The 20226-nt window shown below is 60.5% G+C and carries 16 protein-coding genes; 11 read left to right on the top strand and 5 right to left on the bottom strand.

Features of this window, described 5'->3' with window-relative positions; translation table 11 throughout:
* The first annotated feature begins 71 nt into the window (after positions 1 to 71).
* Together ACN0VH_RS01030 and rarD are read left to right on the top strand one after the other, a co-directional pair.
* Positions 72 to 674 carry a superoxide dismutase gene (locus ACN0VH_RS01030; protein ID WP_417699176.1) on the top strand — a complete coding sequence of 201 codons (603 nt, stop codon included), beginning with the start codon at positions 72 to 74 and terminating at the stop codon, positions 672 to 674.
* 106 nt (positions 675 to 780) lie between these two features.
* Positions 781 to 1674, top strand: coding sequence for an EamA family transporter RarD (gene rarD / locus ACN0VH_RS01035; RefSeq protein ID WP_417699178.1), 894 nt, complete (start codon positions 781 to 783; stop codon positions 1672 to 1674).
* Here rarD and ACN0VH_RS01040 read toward each other — a convergent pair.
* Positions 1671 to 2213, bottom strand: coding sequence for an LOG family protein (locus ACN0VH_RS01040; RefSeq protein ID WP_278922405.1), 543 nt, complete (start codon positions 2211 to 2213; stop codon positions 1671 to 1673). The genes rarD and ACN0VH_RS01040 overlap by 4 nt on opposite strands.
* A gap of 142 nt (positions 2214 to 2355) precedes the next feature.
* Between ACN0VH_RS01040 and ACN0VH_RS01045 the strand changes: the two genes are divergently transcribed.
* From ACN0VH_RS01045 to ACN0VH_RS01055, 3 genes are all read left to right on the top strand, one after another.
* Positions 2356 to 3921 (top strand): LysM peptidoglycan-binding domain-containing protein, encoded by a 1566-nt coding sequence (locus ACN0VH_RS01045; RefSeq protein ID WP_278922404.1) that lies wholly within the window; start codon positions 2356 to 2358, stop codon positions 3919 to 3921.
* Between the two features lie 242 nt (positions 3922 to 4163).
* Positions 4164 to 6005 carry an ABCB family ABC transporter ATP-binding protein/permease gene (locus tag ACN0VH_RS01050; protein ID WP_417699180.1) on the top strand — a complete coding sequence of 614 codons (1842 nt, stop codon included), beginning with the start codon at positions 4164 to 4166 and terminating at the stop codon, positions 6003 to 6005.
* An 80-nt stretch (positions 6006 to 6085) separates the two neighbouring features.
* Positions 6086 to 7162 carry an endonuclease/exonuclease/phosphatase family protein gene (locus ACN0VH_RS01055; RefSeq protein WP_417699181.1) on the top strand — a complete coding sequence of 359 codons (1077 nt, stop codon included), beginning with the start codon at positions 6086 to 6088 and terminating at the stop codon, positions 7160 to 7162.
* A 111-nt stretch (positions 7163 to 7273) separates the two neighbouring features.
* Here the strand turns inward: ACN0VH_RS01055 and ACN0VH_RS01060 are convergent, their stop codons facing one another.
* Positions 7274 to 7840 (bottom strand): cysteine hydrolase family protein, encoded by a 567-nt coding sequence (locus tag ACN0VH_RS01060; protein WP_417699182.1) that lies wholly within the window; start codon positions 7838 to 7840, stop codon positions 7274 to 7276.
* A 76-nt stretch (positions 7841 to 7916) separates the two neighbouring features.
* Between ACN0VH_RS01060 and ACN0VH_RS01065 the strand changes: the two genes are divergently transcribed.
* Positions 7917 to 8891, top strand: a complete 975-nt coding sequence (locus ACN0VH_RS01065) for a GlxA family transcriptional regulator (protein ID WP_417699183.1) — start codon at positions 7917 to 7919, stop codon at positions 8889 to 8891.
* Positions 8892 to 9134: 243 nt separating this feature from the next.
* Here the strand turns inward: ACN0VH_RS01065 and ACN0VH_RS01070 are convergent, their stop codons facing one another.
* Positions 9135 to 9821 carry a FadR/GntR family transcriptional regulator gene (locus ACN0VH_RS01070; protein ID WP_417699185.1) on the bottom strand — a complete coding sequence of 229 codons (687 nt, stop codon included), beginning with the start codon at positions 9819 to 9821 and terminating at the stop codon, positions 9135 to 9137.
* An 81-nt stretch (positions 9822 to 9902) separates the two neighbouring features.
* On the opposite strand from ACN0VH_RS01070, the gene ACN0VH_RS01075 reads away from it, so the two are divergent.
* Together ACN0VH_RS01075 and ACN0VH_RS01080 are read left to right on the top strand one after the other, a co-directional pair.
* Positions 9903 to 10193, top strand: a complete 291-nt coding sequence (locus ACN0VH_RS01075; protein ID WP_278922398.1) for a hypothetical protein — start codon at positions 9903 to 9905, stop codon at positions 10191 to 10193.
* A 22-nt stretch (positions 10194 to 10215) separates the two neighbouring features.
* Positions 10216 to 10971 (top strand): sulfite exporter TauE/SafE family protein, encoded by a 756-nt coding sequence (locus tag ACN0VH_RS01080; RefSeq protein ID WP_417699186.1) that lies wholly within the window; start codon positions 10216 to 10218, stop codon positions 10969 to 10971.
* Between the two features lie 231 nt (positions 10972 to 11202).
* Here the strand turns inward: ACN0VH_RS01080 and ACN0VH_RS01085 are convergent, their stop codons facing one another.
* Together ACN0VH_RS01085 and ACN0VH_RS01090 are read right to left on the bottom strand one after the other, a co-directional pair.
* Positions 11203 to 15015, bottom strand: coding sequence for an efflux RND transporter permease subunit (locus tag ACN0VH_RS01085; RefSeq protein WP_417699187.1), 3813 nt, complete (start codon positions 15013 to 15015; stop codon positions 11203 to 11205).
* A complete protein-coding gene (locus tag ACN0VH_RS01090; protein WP_417699188.1) occupies positions 15012 to 16271 on the bottom strand; it encodes an efflux RND transporter periplasmic adaptor subunit in 1260 nt (419 codons plus the stop codon). Before ACN0VH_RS01090 ends, ACN0VH_RS01085 begins: the two co-directional genes overlap by 4 nt.
* Before the next feature lie 279 nt (positions 16272 to 16550).
* Between ACN0VH_RS01090 and ACN0VH_RS01095 the strand changes: the two genes are divergently transcribed.
* The 3 genes from ACN0VH_RS01095 to der all read left to right on the top strand — a co-directional run bounded on the left by ACN0VH_RS01095 (position 16551) and on the right by der (position 20145).
* Positions 16551 to 17225, top strand: coding sequence for a hypothetical protein (locus ACN0VH_RS01095; protein ID WP_278922394.1), 675 nt, complete (start codon positions 16551 to 16553; stop codon positions 17223 to 17225).
* Between the two features lie 54 nt (positions 17226 to 17279).
* Positions 17280 to 18602 carry a PQQ-like beta-propeller repeat protein gene (locus ACN0VH_RS01100; RefSeq protein WP_417699189.1) on the top strand — a complete coding sequence of 441 codons (1323 nt, stop codon included), beginning with the start codon at positions 17280 to 17282 and terminating at the stop codon, positions 18600 to 18602.
* Between the two features lie 73 nt (positions 18603 to 18675).
* Positions 18676 to 20145 carry a ribosome biogenesis GTPase Der gene (gene der / locus ACN0VH_RS01105; protein WP_417699191.1) on the top strand — a complete coding sequence of 490 codons (1470 nt, stop codon included), beginning with the start codon at positions 18676 to 18678 and terminating at the stop codon, positions 20143 to 20145.
* The last annotated feature ends 81 nt before the right edge of the window (positions 20146 to 20226 follow it).

The raw sequence follows: 20226 nt of genomic DNA on the forward strand, positions 1-20226 counted from the left end.
CTTGACCTGCCTGCCGCTGCGCCGCATGTATCTGCACAGGAACGCAACACTTTTTATGACAGGGGTCCAATATGGCTTTTGAACTTCCCGATCTTCCTTATGCACATGACGCGCTGGCCGCCAAGGGCATGTCGGCAGAAACCCTGGAATACCACCACGATCTGCACCACAAGGCCTATGTCGACAACGGCAACAAGCTGATTGCCGGCACCGAATGGGACGGCAAGTCGCTGGAAGAGATCATCAAGGGCACCTATGACGCATCGTCTGTGGCGCAAAATGGTATCTTCAACAATATCTCGCAGCTGTGGAACCACAACCAGTTCTGGGAAATGATGGGGCCTGGTGTCTCTGCCATGCCTGGTGAGCTGGAAAAAGCACTTGTTGAAAGCTTTGGTTCGGTTGACGAATTCAAGTCGCAGTTCTCGGCTGCCGGCGCGGGCCAGTTCGGCTCTGGCTGGGCCTGGCTGGTGAAGAATGCTGACGGTTCGCTGGCAGTGACCAAGACCGAAAACGGTGTGAACCCACTGTGCTTTGACCAGACCGCGCTGCTGGGCTGCGACGTATGGGAGCATTCCTACTACATCGATTTCCGCAACAAGCGCCCTGCTTACCTGGCCAACTTCCTTGACAACCTGGTCAACTGGGAAAACGTTGCATCGCGTCTGGGCTAAGTTCAGAAGCGATCATATTTGTGACGATAGCGCCCGGCCATTTGGTCGGGCGCTGTTGGTTTAGGGGATCCTGATGAAGGTCGGGCGCTGCAAAAGGACCGCTGGAATGACCGAAGCGACAAAGGGCGTTTTTGCCATGATTGCAGCCTGCTGCATCTGGGGGTTGTCCGGGCTGTTCTATAAACAGTTGGCGCATGTGCCGCCCGAACAGGTGCTGTCGCATCGTATCCTGTGGTCGGGGGTGTTTTTTGCCTCTGTGCTGGCAGTGCAGGGGCGGCTGCCCCAGTTGCTAGAGGTGCTGCGCGATTGGGCGCGGGTGCGTGTGCTGCTGCTGGCCACAGCGATGATTTCGCTGAACTGGTTCATCTTTATCACTTCGGTCCAGATAGAACGCGCCACCGAGGCCTCGCTGGGTTATTATATCTTCCCGCTGGTAAGCGTGGTGCTGGGCCGTCTGTTTTTTGGCGAGCAGCTGAGCCGGGCGCAGATCCTGGCGATTGGCCTGGCGGCGCTGGCCGTTGTGGTGCTGACCTATGGACTGGGCGTCGCACCCTGGATTGCCCTGGTGCTGGGGATCAGCTTTGCCATCTATGGTGTGGTTAAAAAACGCCTTGATACCGGGCCGGTGGTCTCTGTCACCGCTGAGGTCCTGTTGCTTTACCCGCTTGCGCTATTGGTGATTGCAGCCACGGGCGGAGGCGGTTTTCAAAACAGTTGGCATGATGCGGCGCTGATGATGGTTTCCGGGCCCTTGACGGGGATGCCGCTCATCCTGTTCAGTTTTGCGGCGCGGCGGGTGGCCCTGGGCAGCGTCGGAGTGTTGCAGTACCTTAATCCGACGCTGCAGGCCTTTGTGGCAACAGTGATTTTTGGTGAACTCTTTACCCCCTGGCACGGCGCGGCCTTTGGCCTGATCTGGGCGGCAGTGTTGATTTTCTCTTTTGGGGCACTGCGGAAATCGCGTCGCAGCGCCCAAGAGGCGCAGCGCGCTGCCCTTTAGCCGTTCAGCAGATCCAGCGCCTGTTCTGGGGTGTCGACCCAGTCCAGCAAGGCGCCCATGGAGGCATCGGCAAAGCCCTGCGCCAGCATGTGATCAATCAGGTCGCGCAGCCTGTCCCAGTAGCCTTCGACATTCAGGATCACGATGGGTTTGTCATGCAGTCCCAACTGGCGCCAGGTCAGGGCTTCGAACAGCTCATCCAGTGATCCGGGGCCGCCGGGCAGTACGATCACCGCATCGGCATTGTACAGCATCACCTTTTTGCGTTCGTGCATGGTTTCGGTGACGACATATGTGCTGAGATCGGATTTACCCACCTCGCGTTTGACAAGATGTTCGGGAATGACGCCAAATGTCTCGCCTTTGGCCTGTTGGGCGGCACGGGCGACCGTGCCCATCAGGCCGACATCTCCGGCACCGTAAACCAGCCGCAACCCGCGTGCTGCGAGCAACGCTCCCAGGGTTTCGGCGGCGCGTGTATAGGCGGGCATTGCCCCGGATCGGGATCCGCAATACACACAGACGGATTTTATGCTCATGTCGGTGCCTTTCGCTGATATTTCAAGGGGAAACACCACTGGTGTTTTGACCCTTGATAGCGGGATTGATAGGCTGCCTCAACCGGGCGCGTGATGCGGGGCCGACATCTGGTATGTCGGAGGCGCTGAAGGAAGGAAGAAGATGGCTGAGACGGGTGTAACAGGCGGGCTGAGTGCTACGGCGCTGGGGGGCATTGCCGCGACAGTTGTCGTACTGGGCGGTGCCGCTATTCTGTGGCTGGGCGTTTTTGACCTCACGACAGAAGGTGACCAAGCAGCAGAGCAGGGCACATCTGCGGGTCAGCCTGTGACGATCTCGCCTTCCGCGCAGCCGCCAGAGGTGATCAAGGGCCTGTCTCAACAGCCAGATCCGGCAGAACCTGCCCAGTCGGGGCAAGCCACCGCAGCACAGGATGAGCCACCGGCGGCGGACACTGCGTCGGCTGCGGCTGTAGCGATGCAATCGGCGGATGCGACGACAGCCCCACAGGCGGCTGCCGAGACGCCCGCCGCGTTGATTGATGCGCCGCAGCTCGATCTTGTACGGGTTGATCCCACAGGCGATACCGTCATTGCCGGGCGCGCCGTTGCCGGGGGGCAGGTCGCCATTCTGCTGGACGGCGAGGTTCTGCAGCAGGTCGAGGTGCAGGCAGGCGGTGATTTTGTCGCGTTTGCCCAGATTCCGCCCAGCCGCCAGGCGCGGGTCATTTCCCTGCGCGCCGAGGCCGAGGGGCAGCAACGCCTGTCAGAAACCAGCTTTATTCTGGCACCCGCCGGACCTGTTCCCGCCAGCCCTGTTCCCGACATAGCGCCACAGCTGGCGGAATCCGAGACGGCAACAGGTGGTACGGCAGCCAGCACCACGGGCAGCACAACAGGCGACGTAGCAGAGACCAGTATTGCCGCAAACCGTTCAGACGATAGCTCTGATCCAGAGGCGCCAGCTTTGGCGCAGACACCTGAAGGCATCGCAAGCACTGCGCCCCGGGCCACCACCCCGTCGCAAGCTGCAGCTTCGGCCCCCGAACTCACAAGCCAGACGGCAGATGCGTCCCGTGAACCCGCGCCGCCAGAGGTCAGGGACGTGGCGGGGCAAGCCTCTGTGGCCGGGGCAGAGCCAACACTGGCGGTTGAAACCCAGCCTGCGCCGCAGCCCCAGCCCGCCCAGGTGGCTGTTCTGCGGGCCGATGCCGAGGGCGTGACCCTGGTGCAACCCGCCACCCAGCAGCCACAGGACAAGGTGGTGCTGGATACCATCGGCTATTCGGACAGTGGCGAGGTGCAGCTGGCAGGCCGCGCCCGTGCAGCGACCGAGGTGCGGGTCTATCTGGATAATCGCGCGGCGGGGGCCTTCACCGCAGCGCAAAACGGCACCTGGGCCGGGCATCTTCTGGCGATCAGGCCAGGCGTCTATACGCTGCGCCTGGATGAAGTCAGCGCCGAAGGCGTGGTGCTCAGCCGTCTGGAAACCCCCTTTAAACGCGAAGCCCCGGAGCGCTTGCAGGCACCGGCCAGCGAGGCTGGCATCAGTACAGAGGCACCGCTGGTGCGGGCCATTACCGTGCAGGAAGGCGATACGCTCTGGGCGATCTCGCAAGAACGCTACGGCAGTGGGTTCCTGTATGTGCGGGTGTTTGAGGCCAACCAGGCGGCCATTCGCGACCCGGACCTGATTTACCCCGGCCAGGTTTTTTCCATTCCCGATTGATAAGGCGCAGGGCCCCGCTCTGGGCTGGGGCGCAGTGCAAGACCCCACCTGGCGGGCCAGTTGGCCGCTATCTGTTGGGCCAATGACCGGGCCGCCCTGCCATTGGCGGCTGCGGCACTGGTGTTTCCGGGTTCCGGCCTCTATCAGTCAGGCTTGACCATGCCTATTCCCGCCCCTGTGCCGATGTCGGCAGATGGGCGGCGCAGGACGACGACCCGCGGCGAGCCAAGGAAACGTGACCAATGACCCAAGCTGAGACGTCAACAGACCGGCAGGCAGACGGCCCAACGGCCCGCGAAGAGCGCCAGTCGGGCCTGCGCACCCTGCGACGGGTGGGCCCCTATCTGTGGCCAAGCAAACATCTCTGGGTCAAACGACGGGTGGTGCTGGCGCTTGTGGTTCTGGTGCTGGCCAAGTTGATCGCGGTCTATACGCCGATGCTCTACAAGGGGGCGGTGGATAGTCTTGCGGCTGAAGGTGTTCCGCCCCTGGCTCTGGGGGCGGTGGGGCTGACCGTGGCCTATGGGGTTGCGCGGGTCCTTACCACCGGGTTCCAGCAGCTGCGTGACGCGATCTTTGCGCCGGTGGGGCAGCGCGCCCTGCGGCATCTGGCGCTGGAAACCTTCACCCATATTCACCGTCTGTCGATGCGCTATCATCTGACCCGCAAGACCGGCGGCCTTAGCCGGATCATCGAGCGCGGCGTCAAGGGCGTTGAATTCCTGCTGCGCTTTTTGCTGTTTTCCATTGGTCCGCTGGTGCTGGAGCTGACGCTGGTGGCGGTGATCCTGACGGTTCTGTTTGATGCCCGCTATCTGGCGGCAGTTGCCATCACCATCGGGCTCTATGTCTGGTTTACCTTTGCCATCACCGAATGGCGGGTCAAGCTGCGCCGCGAGATGAACCGCCAGGATACCGACGCCAACCAAAAGGCCATCGACAGTCTGCTCAACTATGAAACGGTGAAGTATTTTGGCGCAGAGACCCGCGAGGCCGAGCGCTACGATAGCGCTATGCGGGCCTATGCCAGTGCTGCGTTGAAAACCGCCTATTCGCTGGCCTTCTTGAACTTTGGCCAAAGCCTGTTCATCACCGCCGGTCTGGTTGCCGTGATGGTGATGGCAGCCATGGGGGTGCAGAATGGCAGCCTCACCGTTGGCGATTTTGTCATGGTGAATGCCTACATGATCCAGATCACCGTGCCGCTCAATTTTCTGGGCACGGTCTACCGTGAAATCCGTCAGAGCCTGGTCGACATGGCCGAAATGTTTGATCTGCTGGAACAGCCCGCCGATGTGAGCGACAAGATAGGGGCCAAGCCATTGCAGGTGAATGGTGGCGAGATCCGGCTGCAGGATGTGCGTTTCGGCTATGACAGCGACCGCGAGATCCTGAAAGGGATCTCACTGACCGCAGCGGCTGGACAGACCGTGGCCATTGTGGGGGCAACCGGATCAGGAAAATCCACCATCGGACGGCTGCTGTTTCGGTTTTACGATATCACCGATGGCTGCCTGACCATTGATGGCCAGGATATCCGGGATGTAACCCAGGACAGCCTGCATGCCGCCATTGGCGTGGTGCCGCAGGACACCGTGTTGTTCAATGACAGCATCGGCTACAACATTGCCTATGGCAAATCCAACGCCAGCCAGGCCGAGGTCGAACAGGCCGCCCGCGACGCCCAGATCCACGACTTTATCATGAGCCTGCCCGCTGGCTATGCGACCCAGGTCGGAGAGCGCGGGCTGAAGCTATCGGGTGGCGAGAAACAGCGGGTTGGGATTGCCCGGACCCTACTGAAGAACCCGCCGATCCTGATCCTGGACGAGGCCACCTCGGCGTTGGATACCAATACCGAGCAAGATATCAAGGACGCTCTGCAGCGGGCCGGAGAGGGGCGCACGGTGCTGACCATTGCCCACCGTCTGTCGACCGTCGCCGAGGCCGATCTTATCGTGGTGTTGGAAAAGGGCGAAATCGCGGAACAGGGCAGCCACGATATGCTCTTGGCGCAGGGGGGACGCTACGCGCAACTTTGGCAAGGCCAGCAATCTGATGATCCAGCCAGTTCGGTCGGCTAGGGTGAAAGCGGCCCGGCTGGCGTTCTGCTGGCCAGGGTGGGGCCGGGGGTGCCATCCCGAGCACAAGACAGGAGGCGGGTATGGCTGAAACGCTGGCGATGTTGTTGCTGATTGGCCTGGTGGCGCTGTTGACCCTGGTGCCATTGATCAAGCACGATGGCTGGTGGGTGCGCGGCGTCGAGTTTCCTGCACTGCAAATCACGGTGCTTAGCTGGGGCGCACTGCCCATCTATGTGACCCTGTTTGGCTGGGACAGCATTTGGGACAGGGCCGCTTTGGCGGTGCTCTGCGGCTGTAGCCTGCTGCAGCTGGCCCGTATTCTGCCCTATACGACGTTGTTTCCCAAACAGATCCAGAGGGCACGCCAGATGCGTCCCAAGGATCAGCTGAACATGGTCGTTGCCAATGTTCTGACACCCAACCGGCAATCGCAGGCGGTGCTTGCGATGGTGCGGCAGTGCCAGCCTGATCTGTTCCTGGCGGTGGAAACGGATGATTGGTGGCAGGCAGAGCTGGAAAGCCTGCTGCCGGACTATCCGTATATGGTGAAACACCCCTTGGATAATCTCTATGGTATCGTGCTGTTTTCCCGGTTGGAGCTGCAAAACACCCGGGTGCGGTTTCTGGTCGAAGAGGCGGTGCCCTCGATCTATGGCGATGTGATCCTGGGGTCTGGTCATCGGGTGGCGCTACACTGTCTGCATCCCGCACCGCCCAGCCCCAGCGAAAATCCAACCTCCGCTGAACGCGACGGAGAGCTGCTCTTGGTGGCCAAGACGCTGGACCCCGCCGCTGGCAGCGTGGTGGTGATGGGGGATCTGAACGATGTGCCCTGGTCACCGAGCCTGCGGCTGTTTCAAAAGGTAAGCGGCCTGCTTGATCCGCGGATCGGGCGCGGGTTGTTCAATACCTTTCACGCCGGGATCCCGCCGTTGCGCTGGCCTTTGGATCATGTGTTTTGCTCGGGCGATTTCACCCTCGTCTCGTTTGATCGCCTGGGCCATGTCGGGTCAGATCACTTCCCGATCCAGGTGGTGTTGCAGCACACGCCCAGGGCACAGAAAGTGCACCCAGAACTGGTGGCCAGCGTCACAGAGACAGCAGAGGCACAGGGCAAGATCGACAAGGTCGGGGCCGATGAGACGGCCCTGCGATAACCGGTTTTCCGCTTGTGCAGCTGCCCCTGTTACCGTTTCCACCGCCACAAGGCCCGGAACGCAAACGCCGCCCCGAGCCCGATGTTGCTGATGCGGCGTTTCGAATGAAGATCACTCCTGCAGTCTGGCAACACATTCCGAAGCGCGCTGAACCTCGGCGTAGCTGGCTGCCAGCGGTGCCATGATTGCAGCCTGAACCATATCAGACGATGCAGTGACTCCATTGTGCTCTACCGTTGCGGCTGCGCAGGCATCATGGGCCAGGGTGACCTTGAAGCCAAGATCGACAGCAGCGCGCACGGTTGCGTCGATGCACATCTGGCTCATGGCGCCACAGATGGTAAGGTGTTCAACCCGCGCCTCGCGCAACAGATCTTGAAGATTTGTACCGACAAAACTGTTTGGCCGGGTCTTCTCAATCACTGTTTCCGCAGAATGTGGTGCGACGCTTGCATGCAGCTCTGCGCCGGGGGTGTCTGGATGGAAGAACGGAGCGGCATTAGATGCCATCACATGTTTGACATGGATCACTATTGTCCCGCTGCGGCGCGCCGCCGCGAGCAAACCCGCCGCCTGCGCCGTCGCGGCGTCCATGTTCGGCAGGGGCATCTTTGCTCCCGTGAAGCTAGGGAAATAGTCGTTTTGGATATCAATCAAGAGCAGGGCGGAAACGGTCATAGGGTCCTCACTTCAACGGTGGTTCTATTGCATTCCATGTTTACAGCGTTGCCCGCCGCAAATACGATTGGCGGATATGACAACTAATGTGCCAAATACGCCAAGTGTCGCAATCATCGCCTATGAGGGTGTTCAACAATCCGCGCTGCATGGATTGGGTGAAATGTTTGATGTGGCCAACAGGCATGTCGACAAAGACGCCGGGCGCAGGATCCGCCACCGGGTTGTGACACCATCCTCGGTTGCTGATGCCGAAGACGTCGATGCCATTATCCTGCCGCCCAACCTGGTGGGGGAAAGAGGGGGCGACGCGCGGAACCTGCACAACTGGCTTCGCAAACAGCATCTTTCTGGCACGATTATGTGTTCGGTCTGTGCAGGCGGGTACTGGCTGGGGCATGCGGGTATTCTGGATGGTCGCCCAGCCACGACGCATTGGGCCCTTGAGGAGGATTTCAAATCGACCTTCCCCAGGGTGCAGCTCAACCCTGAACGGATTTTGTTGGACGACAACGATATTGTAACGGCCGGGGGTGTCATGGCCTGGGTGGATCTGGGAATTCACCTGATCGGTCGCTGGCTTGGCCCCAATGCCGTATCGCGCACCTGCCGCCAGATGCTGATTGATCCGACAGGCCGGGAACAGCGCAACTATCGGTCCTTTCGCCCGAATATGAGACACGGTGACCAGACCATTCGCGCCTTGCAAATCTGGATGGAAGGCAACCCGGATGCAGATCAGTCCGTACATGCCCTTGCGCTTCAGGCGGGGCTGTCCGAGCGGTCGCTGCATCGCAAGTTTTCAAACAGCACAGGCTATTCTGTAAACCGCTATGTTCAGGAGCTGAGAGTTGAAAAGGCAAAGGGACTTCTGGAACTCACAACGCTGCCAGTGACAGAGATTTGCTGGCGGGTCGGCTATCAGGATGTTTCCGCTTTCAACCGACTGTTCAAGGCGCATTCGGGTCTGAGCGCAGGGGAATATCGAACTCGTTTCAGGATCAAACCTCTGCAAGCCAACCAAAGTGGACACAGCCCCCAAAGCCGATAACCTCAACAAGATGCGCTGCGCTGACATATGGCAAACACCACTTCTGATAGCCTGCTGCGGTACCGATCGTTCGACCTGGCGGCATCGGTATCAGGAAGGTCGGCCAAGCAGAGGCCATGAAATGAAAAGGCGCCGATGGACGCCAGCCCTTTGCAAGAGAGGGCGAAATCGCGGCGAACGACAGCGTGGAGTCCCAAGTGCATGATGCTGCGTCGTCAATGAATGATCGCTTGCGGATACTTCCTATTCCGGGCGCATAGCCATTGCCGCTTCAATGGTTCTCAGGTGGTTTTGCATCGCGTCGGCTGCGTTCTTTGGTTGTGCCGCAGCTATCGCGTCCACAACCGCGTCGTGCTGATCACTGTGGGTGGTCTGAAACTCATCAGGGGCGATACTGCGATAGGTGCGGTCCCACTCCCGCTGCCATGCGATTCGGCGGCGGGCACCGGACAGATAGATGAGAAATCCGACAAGAACCGGGTTGCGAGACGTCTCGGCAACGGCGCGGTGGAACGCATCATCGGCCTGTTCACAGGCAGCTCTGTCACGTGCCGCGCGGCCCTCAGCAACCTTCTTGCGAAGGTGCGCGATGTCCGCCGCATCGGCTTTTGCAGCAGCTTCAGCGGCAACTTGCGGCTCCAGCAACAGACGTGCGCTCATCACGTCAAGCGGCGTCGCTCCCTCGATCAAAACTGTGTCTCGAATGGGCATGTGAACCGGGCGACTCCCACGAAAGGTTCCTTGTCCAACATGCCGCCAGATTTCCCCTTCGGCCTCAAGGATTGCGTAGCATCCCCGCAGGGTCTCCCTGCTGCACGCCAACAGCGCGCGCAGTTCACGTTCCGGCGGCAGTCGATCCCCGGCCACAGGTGCCAGCGTTTCAATGGCTTGCCGCAAATCTGCCAGGACGGCCTTGGTACGTCTGCCCATACATCATTCCAATCCAGACCAATTTGCGGGCCAATCTATTCACGTCCAGAAAGACTGTCACCAAAAAAGGAGGACGGACCTATGAACATGCAGAACAGAGGCTTCGGGACCTCTTTACCGATCCTCAGCGATGAAGAAATTGAAGCGCAGGTATTCCGCAAACTGGAAGCGGCACAAAAGGTGGAACGCGAACGCGCAAAAGAATGCGTTGTCCTCTTCCAATACCCTGACAATCGGACGGTGTTTCAGCGGTGGCGTGCATGGTGGCATGTGCGGCAGACCCGCGCAGTGACGAAGACTAAAAAGCAAGCGCCCGATGCTGGGGCCGAACCAGTATGGACCCAGAATCGGGCCACGATAAAATACCGCTGACCGCGAAAGGCGACCATCGAACATGACACTGCTTGAAATTCTACTTCTTGCCGGGGCAGGCTTTGCCGCAGGCCTTCTCAACGCCGTCGCCGGAGGCGGGACATTCCTGAGCCTGCCTGCGCTGATCTATGTTGGCGTTCCTCCCGTCAGCGCGAATGCCACGGCCACCCTCACGGCGCTGCCGGGCTATATCAGCAGCGCATGGGGCTTTCGGCACGATATGCAGCGCGAGGGGGCACTGTCGCTATGGGCCATTGCAGTTGTTGGCATGATCGGCTCCATTTTGGGCGCGCTTCTTTTGATCATTACACCGGGCGATACGTTTTTGTGGGTCGTTCCGTGGCTTTTACTCCTGGCAACCGTGCTGTTCGCCCTGGGTCCTTACCTGTTGCGCCAAATTCAGCAAGGTGGCGTTGGGAGCGCAGGCGTTGCGGCCTCTGTCGCGACCATCCTGGCAGTATCGATCTACGGCGGATACTTTAACGGGGGCCTTGGCATCATGCTGTTGGCGGCCTTCGGTTTCATCGGCTATGTCAATCTACACGGGATGAATGGTCTGAAGAATGTGCTGTCCGCTGTGGTCTCACTGGTATCGGCCGTGACCTTCATCGCCGCTGGACTGATCGCTTGGAAACCGGCGCTGGTGATGGCCGTCAGCGCGACCCTCGGCGGATATCTCGGCGCGAATGTCAGCCGCCGGATCGCCAGAACTGATCTGCTTCGCTACGCCATTACAGCTATTGGCCTGCTAATGGCAGCGGTGTTCTTTCTGCGGTGAATTGAAAAGTGACCTTTACCCGATTGATTTTATTCGCAGTAAAGTCCGCAGACCGGCCATTGGTATGGTCCTAAAACGGCTTGTATCACAGCTTCCGAAGATTCTTTCGGGAGCTATGTGTCTTCTGTTCACCTTCTCCACAAGCTCTCGCCATTTGATCTGCCCCAGATACTGAGGGGGCGGGCAGTCGACTGGCGCCTTTGGTATCTGGGTGGCAATTTCAGCCGATAGCTATTCCGCCGCTTGCAGGCGGCTGTCATCCGGTTTTGACTTGGCCGGTTTATCGCCGCTTTTGCTGGTGGTGGCAGTGGGTTGGCTGTCCAGCTGGCCCCATTGGATTTCGCTGGTTGGCAGTCTGCGGGCCTTCTTTTCCAGTTGCATGTCTTGTGCAACCTGGCCGGAACGCCCGCCAGTCAGACGCGCGAGCAGTCGTCCCAGCCAGCTCAGGTAGGTGGACAGCCAGACCCGGATCGATAGCAGGGAAGGGGTCACCACCAGGGTCAGCACCGTGGCAATGCCAAGGCCAAAGACCACAGCGGTTGCCAGCTGTTTCCACCACAGCGCGGTGGGACTGTTGATGGAATAGCCGCCGTCGATGAAATCGAGACTGATGCCAAACATCATCGGCGCCAGGCCGGCCATGGTGGTCACGGTGGTCAGCAGAACTGGACGGATCCGGGCCTCGGCGGTGCGAATGATCGCTTCGATCCGGGGCATGTGTTGGCTGAATTCTTGATAGGTATCAATCAGAACAATGTTGTTGTTCACCACAATCCCCGCCAGGGCCACGATGCCGGTACCGGTCATGATGATCGAAAAGGGCTGCTGCATCACCATCATGCCGATCAGCACGCCAGTGGTGGACAGCACCACCGCCAGCAGCACCAGAACGGCGTTGTAAAAGGAATTGAACTGCGCCAGCAGGATCACGAACATCAAGGCAAGCGCCCCGGCAAAGGCCTTGGACAGGAAGGCTCCGGACTCGGCCTGTTCGTCCTGATCGCCTGTCCATTCCCAGGTGACCCGGCGATCCAGCGGATCGGTGTCCAGCCATTCCGTAATCCTGGCGATGCGTTCGTTTGCGTTGACCAGCGTCAGCTTGGCACCTTCATCCAGGGCCGCTTGCAGGGCGTCGGTACTGTCGGCATCGACAAGTTCATAGAGGGTATAGTCGGTGCCATTGGCGGCGGTCACGATTTCGCCCTTGGCCTCCATCCCCTCGGGGATGGCCTTGATCAGCGCCAGTGTGATCAGCCCCGTATCGTCTGCGTTGGGGACCTGGACACTGCTCAGTCCCGGTTCCACATCCGCTTTCACGTCATAGTAGCGTTCCTGATCGACACGGTTGATCTGCGCCAGTTTCGGCACTGGTTTGCGGGTGATAAAGTTGGAGAGCGGGATAAGGCCGTCCTCGGTACGTACCTTCAGCGTATCCAGCGTTGACAACACCCGGTCTGCATCGGGCAGGCGGACGCGGATCTCGATCTCCTCGTCTGAACTGTCGACCCGCATGGAATCGAGCAAGATACCGCGCGTCACCAGCTGCACCATGGCCCCCACGGTGGCGACATCGGCGCCGTAGCGACCGGCTTTTTCCACGTCGACATCAATTTGCCAATCGATACCGGGCAGGGGCAGGCTGTCTTCCACCAGGGTCAGGCCGGGGGTTGCATCAAACTGCGTGCGCGCGGTCAGGGTAGAGGTGGTAAGGGCCTCCCAGCTGTCGCCGCGAATGCGCAGATGCAGCGGCTTCCCCGATCCGGGCCCCTGTTCCAGGGCGTTGATTTCAACAAAGAAGCCAGGGATCTTTGCCAGCTCTGTATTCAACTCGTCGATCACCGTATTGCCATCATACTTGGTGGCGGTGACCTCGCGGGTGAGCAGCCCAAAGAACCAGGTTTCGCTCTGGGTTGGGCGATCTTCCCAGGGGGTGATTTCGAACTGTACCTGGCCGACGGTATCGGCCGGGGCCTGGTTGTTGCTTGGCCCGCCAGTGGCCAGCCCGCCTTCGCCTGCAAAGGAGAACACATTGATCACGGCGGGATGCGCCAAGATGGTCTGTTCGGCCCGCTGTACCATCAGATCCTGTTCCGTCAGGCTGAGGTTGCCGCGCGCCCGCACATAGGCGGTGGCCTGTTCGGGCTCGGATTCAACAAAGAATTCCACGCCGTAGTTGTTTTCGCTGAACTTTCCAAAGACAGTCATAATGCCAAAGGCAACAACTGCCAGCGTGATAACCGGCATCACCGGATTGCCGGCGATGAACTTGATCACATAGCCAAATGGCGTGTGGTGATAGCCCGCTTGAACACTGCGTTGCTTGCGGGTGATCTTGGTGGCGCCCAGGGTGATAGAGGCAGCAAAGGCAGAGGCGATGAAAACCACACCGCCAGCAGCCAGCCCCATCAGTGGCGGGGTGCCATCTGGCAGCAGATAGCTGGGGTTCAGCATCTGCATAGCGCCGGCAAACATGCCCCACAGGGTCGGCGGCACCAGCAGCGCCCGCAGCCACCACCATGGCGCAATCGCGCGCAGCCCGGCAGAACTGTGATCAAATATCCGGCTGATACGGCCCGACAACCCGCCCATGACCGGCAGGTAGATCAATGCGACCACCAGCGAGGCCGACAGAACAAAGATCAGGGTGACCGGCAGCATGCCCATGAACTGCCCAGGCACACCGGGCCAGAACAGCATCGGCAAAAAGGCGCAAAGCGTGGTCGCCGTCGAGGATACGATCGGCCAGAACATGCGCTGCGCCGCCTCAACATAGGCATGCATCGGGCCGGTGCCTTCGCTGATGCGTTTGTCGGCATATTCCACCACCACGATGGCGCCATCCACCAGCATCCCCACCGCCAGGATCAGGCCAAACATCACGATGTTAGAGATCGAGACCCCCATCACGGCCAGGAAGGCAAAGCACAACAGGAAGGATGTCGGGATGGCAAAGCCCACCAACAGCGCCGCCCGGCTGCCAAGCGAGCCCAGTACCACGATCATCACCAGCGCCACGGCGGTCAGGACTGACCCTTCCAGCTGGCTCACCATCGATCCGACAACCCGGCTCTGGTCGTTTGAGGTGCCAAGGGTCACCGCCGCCTGCAGTTCGGGGGGCCATTTGGTCTTGGCCTTTGCCAAGGTTTGCTTGACCAGATCAACGGTGTCGATCAGGTTGAAACCCTTGCGCTTTACCACCTGCAAGGCAACCGTATCATGGCCATCAAACCGGGCGGTTCCGGCGCGGTCTTCAAAGGTGAAATTGATCTGGGCCAGTTCCCCCAGGGTAACGATGCGATCGCCATTGGTTTTCACCGGCAGCCCGTAGATGTCCTGCACATCATCAAACGAAGAGGGGATCTTGACCGAGAAGGTGCCCTGTTCGGTTTCCACCTCGCCAGCGGCAATCAACTGGTTGTTGTTCTGCACCACGTTGATCAGCTCTACCGCGGTGATGTTGTAGGATTCCAGCCGCAGCGGGTCGATCACCACCTCGACCATCTCATCGCGGTTGCCGGCGATACCAGCCTCCAGCACCGCATCCAGGGCTTCGATCTCATCCTGCAGATCTTTGGCGATCCGCGCCATGGTGCGTTCCGGGACATCACCGGTCAGGTTGACGATGACGATGGGGAATTCAGAGAAGTTGATTTCGTTCAACGAATAGGTTTCGGCCCCATCGGGGAATTCGGCCTCGGCGCGGGTCATGGCGTCGCGCACATCCGCCATCACGGCGGTCTTGTCCCAGCCAAAGTCGAATTCCAGCGCCACGCCGGCATAGCCTTCGGCGGCGGTTGCGCTCATCTTGTCGAGCCCGTCCAGATCGGCCAGCTCTGTTTCCATCACCTTCACCAGCAGGCTCTCGGCGTCTTCGGCGGAAATGCCGGGAAACGACACCGAGATGAACAGCGCCGGGATTTCGATATCCGGCTCGCCCTCTTTGGGCAGGCTGGAATAGGCAAAGCCGCCGACCAGAATGGAGATCAGAATGAAGGCTATGACCATGCGGGCCCTGTCAGCGGCCCAGGAGACGACGCCGATCATTGGTCTGCCTCAATATAGCTGGGGGCGACAGCGACACCCGAGATGACATAGTCCTGCCCGGTGATGATGACATCTGCGGTTTCGGGCAGGCCGGCCACCCAGACGCCATCGGCCTCATCGCGCAGCAGCCTGACGGGGGCAAAGCCAACGGTTTGGTCCGGGCGCACAATACGCAGACCCAGCTGACCATCCTTGTTCAGGGTCAGCGCAGATTGCGGCAGTTTATGCGCGCTAGATCCCTGGGCGGAAATGGCAATATTGGCGGTCTGGCCGTCGCGGATGGCCAGATCAGGATTGGCGACCGAGATTTCCACTTCAAAGGTGCGGGTCGCCGGATCGGCCGAGCGGCTGACAAAGGTGACCTTGCCCTGGACCTGTGCACCGGTGGCCAGTTCGGCCTGGGCCGACGCGCCAAGGATTACCCGGTTGACCTGGGTTTCGGGGACAAAGCCAACAACCTTGATGGTGTCAAGCTGGATCACGGTGGCGCAATGATCGCCTGGCAGCACCAGGCTGCCCAATTCAGCCGTGTCGCTTTCCAGCAGGCCATCAAAGGGCGCCAGAATGGTCAGCCGTTCGATTTCCTTACGCGCGGTGGCAACTGCGGCAATGGCCGATTCAATTCCTGCACGGGCGGTTTCCAGCCCGCCCCTGGCGCTGGCTACCCCGGCAACCGCGGCGCGTTCCGCCGCGCGCGAGGCGGCAAGCTTGGTCTCTGAGGTATAGCCCCCCGCCGAGAGTTTCTCGGAGGCGGTAAGGTTGATCTTGGCTTCGTTCAGCTTGGCATTCGCCTCGTCCAGGCGGGCCTCGGATACGGGCATATTGGCCCGCGCTTCGCTCAGTCGGGCCTGCGCCTCAAGTAGCGCGGCGGGCCGGGTACCGGGGTCCAGCTTGCACAGCACATCGCCCTTGGCGACCTGCACGCCTTTGCGCAGGGGTTCAGAAATCACGGTCGAAGAGGTCTCTGCCCGCAGTTCCACCTGACGGACCGCCTGGGTCATGCCGCGCAGGATTACTGCGCTGTCAAAGACCTGCGCCTTGCTGTGCAGCGCCACCACGCCAATTCGATTTTCACCTGAAATTTCACTGGGTGCTGCCTCTGCCTGTGTCGCCTGTTCGGGGGGCATCGCGGCAGACTCTAGCGGTGCCTGCGCCGCCTCTCCGCGCGAAAAGGCAAGCAGGGTGTCGCGCTGGATGACAAGATAATAAAGTCCAAGTGACACCAGAATCGCAGTTATCAGGGGGATCAATTTCATCTCAGGCCTTTCAAATGGATTTAGTTTAGCAAAGCGCTGGTGCAGAAAACACCAGAGATCCCGCCAGATCTGCTGTGACTTGATAATGGGCATCTAGGTATTGTCCACACTAAACGGAACAGTTCAGATCACATTTATTGCCAAAATGTGCCGGTTTGCACCAATTCCCCCCGTAATCGGGCACTTGGCTTGGTGCTACAGGCAGGATATGAGGGGCAAAAGAGATTTTGCGTCTGGTCCAAGTTTGGGGGGCAGGTGCGCACTTCAGGGGCAAATACCATGAGCGACACTGACAGCTTTATTGATGAGGTTACGGAAGAGGTACGCCGCGACCGCCTGTTCGTGATGCTGAAGCGCTATGGCTGGATCGGTGGCTTGGCGGTGGCGCTGATCGTCGGCGGCGCGGCCTACCGTGAATATTCCAAGGCGCAGGAACAGGCGGCCGCGCAGGCGCTGGGGGATGGCATGATTGCCGCCCTTTCTGCCGATGACGATGCCGCCGCCCGTGCGACGGCTTTGTCTGGGCTGTCTGCGGAAACGCCGGGCGGTGCTGCGATTCTGGCGATGCTGCAGGCCGGTGCCCTGGCCGAGGCCGATCAGCTAGATGCGGCGGTGGCCCGTCTTCAGGCGGTGGCGGTCAATGCGGATCTGCCGCTGATCTACCGTCATGTCGCTAGCTTCAAGGCGCTTGGGCTGCAACACGACAGCCTGGAAATTTCCGAGCGGCGCATGCAGTTTGAAGCCCTGGCCCAGCCTGGCGCACCGCTTGCGTTGCTGGCGACAGAACAGCTGGCGCTGCTGGATATCGAAGAGGGCAACGCCGAAGCAGCACTTGCGCGGCTGAAAGGCATTGTCGAGGACGCAGGTGTCACTGCAGACTTGAAAGAGCGGGCGTCGCAAGTGATTGTGGCTCTGGGTGGGGTGCTGGACACAGGCGCAGCATCTGAAGGTTAACGAAAACCGCAGGGATAATCCTGTGGAAACAAACAACGGGTACGGGGCAGGGTCATGATGGCAGCTAACTCCTTTTCTTTGGTCCGGGTCTTGCTGTGCAGCAGCGCCCTGGCGCTTGGGCTGACAGCCTGCACCGAGCCAGAGGTGATCTTGCCTGGCAAGCGCGAAGCGATCCGGCCCGAGCTTGACGCAGATGTGGTCAATCAGTCGGTGGCGATTTCACTGCCGCGCCAGGTTGCAAATACCACCTGGGCGCAGGGGCATGGCAATCCAGAATACCGCACCACGAACCCAGCCCTGGCGGCCGCGCCGCGGCTGGCCTGGTCTGCGCCGATTGGCGCAGGTGATTCCCGCAAACAGCGCATCACCACCCGCCCGGTTGTCGCGGCGGGACGCATCTACACCATGGACAGCGCCGCGCGGGTTTCTGCCGTGTCGCCGGCGGGGCAGGTGCTCTGGGCCAGCGATCTGTTGCCCGCACGGGATTCAGAAGGCCAGGCCACCGGTGGCGGTATGGCCTATGCCGACGGGGTACTTTATATTTCTTCCGGCTATGGGCTGTTGACGGCTCTGGATGCTGCAAGTGGCAAACAGATCTGGCGGCAGGAACTGGACGCGACCGGCTCGGGTGAGCCCAGGGTGCGCGATGGTCTGGTTTATCTGGTGGCCGGGGATGATACCGGCTGGGCAGTCCATGCCAAGGATGGCCGCATTGCATGGCAGGTCGAAGGCGCGCCAAGCCCGTCGAATGTGCTGGGTGCCCCGGCGCCTGTGCTGACCAAGGATCTGGTGATCTTTGCCTTTGGCTCTGGTGATCTGGTGGCGACCTTCCGCCGTGGCGGGTTGCGCCGTTGGAGCGCCTCTGTCGCCGGACAGCGCACCGGGTCTACCCTGGCGCGGATCAGCGATGTTACCGGATCCCCGGTTCTGGTGGGGCAGCGCGCCTATGTGGGCAACCATTCTGGCCGTACCGTGGCCTTTGACACGGCCAACGGTGACCGGATCTGGACTGCACAGCAGGGCGCGATCGGCCCGGTTTGGCCTGTGGGCGATAGCCTGTTCCAGATCAGCGACCGCAACCAGCTGCTGCGACTGAACGCTGACAGTGGTGAAACTCTCTGGGCGGTTGACCTGCCGGGCTATCTGAAAGACAAACCCGGCAAGCGCAGCGAAATCGTCGCCCACTATGGGCCAGTGCTGGCAGGTGGGCAGATTGTTGTCGCGTCGAATGACGGATTGCTGCGGTTCTTTGATCCGCGCGATGGTAGCCAGATCCGAAGCATCGAAGTGCCTGGTGGCGCCACCGCTGCGCCGGTCGTCGTGGGCAATACTCTTTACGTGGTGACGAGCAAGGGGAACCTGCTCGCCTATCGCTAATGCGCAATCGGCTCTGGCCGTGGCCGCATAGATGCGCTATGGGGCGCGTCTCAAACGCTGAAAGTTGGGTCCGATGTCTTTTACCCTCGCTATTGTGGGCCGTCCAAATGTGGGCAAGTCCACCCTGTTCAATCGCCTTGTAGGCAAAAAGCTGGCGCTGGTTGATGACCAGCCCGGTGTAACGCGCGATCTGCGCGAAGGCGAAGCCCGTCTGGGGGACCTGCGCTTTACCGTGATTGATACCGCAGGTCTGGAAGATGTCACCGACAATTCCCTCGAAGGGCGCATGCGGCGCCTGACCGAGCGGGCGGTCGATATGGCGGATATCTGCCTCTTCATGATTGACGCCCGCACCGGGGTCACCCCGGTGGACGAGATGTTCGCCGAAATCCTGCGCCGCAAATCAGCCCATGTGATCCTGGCCGCCAACAAGGCCGAAGGCAATGCCGCCGAGGCTGGCGTGATCGAAGCCTATGGCCTTGGCCTCGGGGAACCTCTGCGCCTGTCCGGCGAACACGGCGAAGGCATGACCGATCTCTATGCGGAGCTGGTGCCCCTGGCGGACCAATTCGAGGCGGATGCGGTGGATCATTCGCCCGTTGTTGATCTCGATATCGAAGAAGACGCAGACTGGGACGCGGAAACCGCCCCGCCAGTGCCGGTGCCAACGCGGGAAAAACCGCTGCAGGTGGCAGTGGTTGGCCGACCAAATGCCGGGAAATCAACGCTGATCAACAAGATCCTGGGAGAGGACCGCCTGCTGACCGGACCCGAGGCCGGCATCACCCGCGATGCCATTTCGCTGCAGATTGACTGGGGCGGCACGCCAATGCGTATCTTTGATACTGCAGGCATGCGCAAAAAGGCCAAGGTGCAGGAAAAGCTGGAAAAGCTATCTGTCTCTGACGGGCTGCGTGCGGTCAAGTTTGCCGAGGTGGTGGTGATCCTGCTGGATGCCGAAATCCCGTTTGAGCAGCAGGACCTGCGGATCGCAGATCTGGCCGAACGCGAAGGCCGCGCCGTGGTTGTTGCGGTCAACAAATGGGATGTAGAGGGCAACAAGCAAGAAAAGCTCGCCGCCCTCAAGGAAAGCTTTGCCCGGCTGCTGCCGCAGCTGCGCGGTGCGCCGCTGGTGACGGTTTCGGCCAAGACCGGCAAGGGGCTGGACCGTCTGCACGCGGCTGTGATGCGGGCGCATGATGTCTGGAACCGGCGTATTCCCACCGCAGCGCTGAACCGCTGGCTGACCGGGATGTTGGAACAGCACCCGCCGCCTGCGCCGCAGGGCAAGCGTATCAAGCTGCGGTACATAACCCAGGCCAAGACCCGGCCACCGGGCTTTGTGGTGATGTGTTCGCATCCCGACAAGATCCCTGCGAGCTATACCCGCTATCTGGTCAATGGGTTGCGGCAGGATTTTGACATGCCGGGCACGCCAATCCGTCTGACCATGCGTGGCCAGAACGATCAGAACCCCTTTAAGGGGCGCAAAAAGGCACCGCCCTCCAAGCTGCGCAAACATATTTCCGGACGCCGCGTCTGACCCTGCGCGCACAGGGCCAGTAACGCGCCTGTATTTGTAATTTGAAAAAGTCCCCCGGACCCTTGTTGGGTGCGGGGGGTT

This window comes from Pseudophaeobacter sp. (assembly GCF_048267565.1).
In the GTDB taxonomy this organism is placed as follows: Bacteria; Pseudomonadota; Alphaproteobacteria; order Rhodobacterales; family Rhodobacteraceae; genus Pseudophaeobacter; species Pseudophaeobacter profundi.

Excerpts from the sequence above, each read along its gene's own strand:
- ACN0VH_RS01100 (WP_417699189.1), top strand. The coding sequence starts at position 17,280 with ATGATGGCAGCTAACTCCTTTTCTTTGGTCCGGGTCTTGCTGTGCAGC.
- ACN0VH_RS01060 (WP_417699182.1), bottom strand. The coding sequence starts at position 7,840 with ATGACCGTTTCCGCCCTGCTCTTGATTGATATCCAAAACGACTATTTC.
- der (WP_417699191.1), top strand. The coding sequence starts at position 18,676 with ATGTCTTTTACCCTCGCTATTGTGGGCCGTCCAAATGTGGGCAAGTCC.
- ACN0VH_RS01040 (WP_278922405.1), bottom strand. The coding sequence starts at position 2,213 with ATGAGCATAAAATCCGTCTGTGTGTATTGCGGATCCCGATCCGGGGCA.
- ACN0VH_RS01080 (WP_417699186.1), top strand. The coding sequence starts at position 10,216 with ATGACACTGCTTGAAATTCTACTTCTTGCCGGGGCAGGCTTTGCCGCA.
- ACN0VH_RS01055 (WP_417699181.1), top strand. The coding sequence starts at position 6,086 with ATGGCTGAAACGCTGGCGATGTTGTTGCTGATTGGCCTGGTGGCGCTG.
- ACN0VH_RS01090 (WP_417699188.1), bottom strand. The coding sequence starts at position 16,271 with ATGAAATTGATCCCCCTGATAACTGCGATTCTGGTGTCACTTGGACTT.
- ACN0VH_RS01050 (WP_417699180.1), top strand. The coding sequence starts at position 4,164 with ATGACCCAAGCTGAGACGTCAACAGACCGGCAGGCAGACGGCCCAACG.
- ACN0VH_RS01045 (WP_278922404.1), top strand. The coding sequence starts at position 2,356 with ATGGCTGAGACGGGTGTAACAGGCGGGCTGAGTGCTACGGCGCTGGGG.
- ACN0VH_RS01075 (WP_278922398.1), top strand. The coding sequence starts at position 9,903 with ATGAACATGCAGAACAGAGGCTTCGGGACCTCTTTACCGATCCTCAGC.
- ACN0VH_RS01095 (WP_278922394.1), top strand. The coding sequence starts at position 16,551 with ATGAGCGACACTGACAGCTTTATTGATGAGGTTACGGAAGAGGTACGC.
- rarD (WP_417699178.1), top strand. The coding sequence starts at position 781 with ATGACCGAAGCGACAAAGGGCGTTTTTGCCATGATTGCAGCCTGCTGC.
- ACN0VH_RS01085 (WP_417699187.1), bottom strand. The coding sequence starts at position 15,015 with ATGATCGGCGTCGTCTCCTGGGCCGCTGACAGGGCCCGCATGGTCATA.
- ACN0VH_RS01065 (WP_417699183.1), top strand. The coding sequence starts at position 7,917 with ATGACAACTAATGTGCCAAATACGCCAAGTGTCGCAATCATCGCCTAT.
- ACN0VH_RS01070 (WP_417699185.1), bottom strand. The coding sequence starts at position 9,821 with ATGGGCAGACGTACCAAGGCCGTCCTGGCAGATTTGCGGCAAGCCATT.
- ACN0VH_RS01030 (WP_417699176.1), top strand. The coding sequence starts at position 72 with ATGGCTTTTGAACTTCCCGATCTTCCTTATGCACATGACGCGCTGGCC.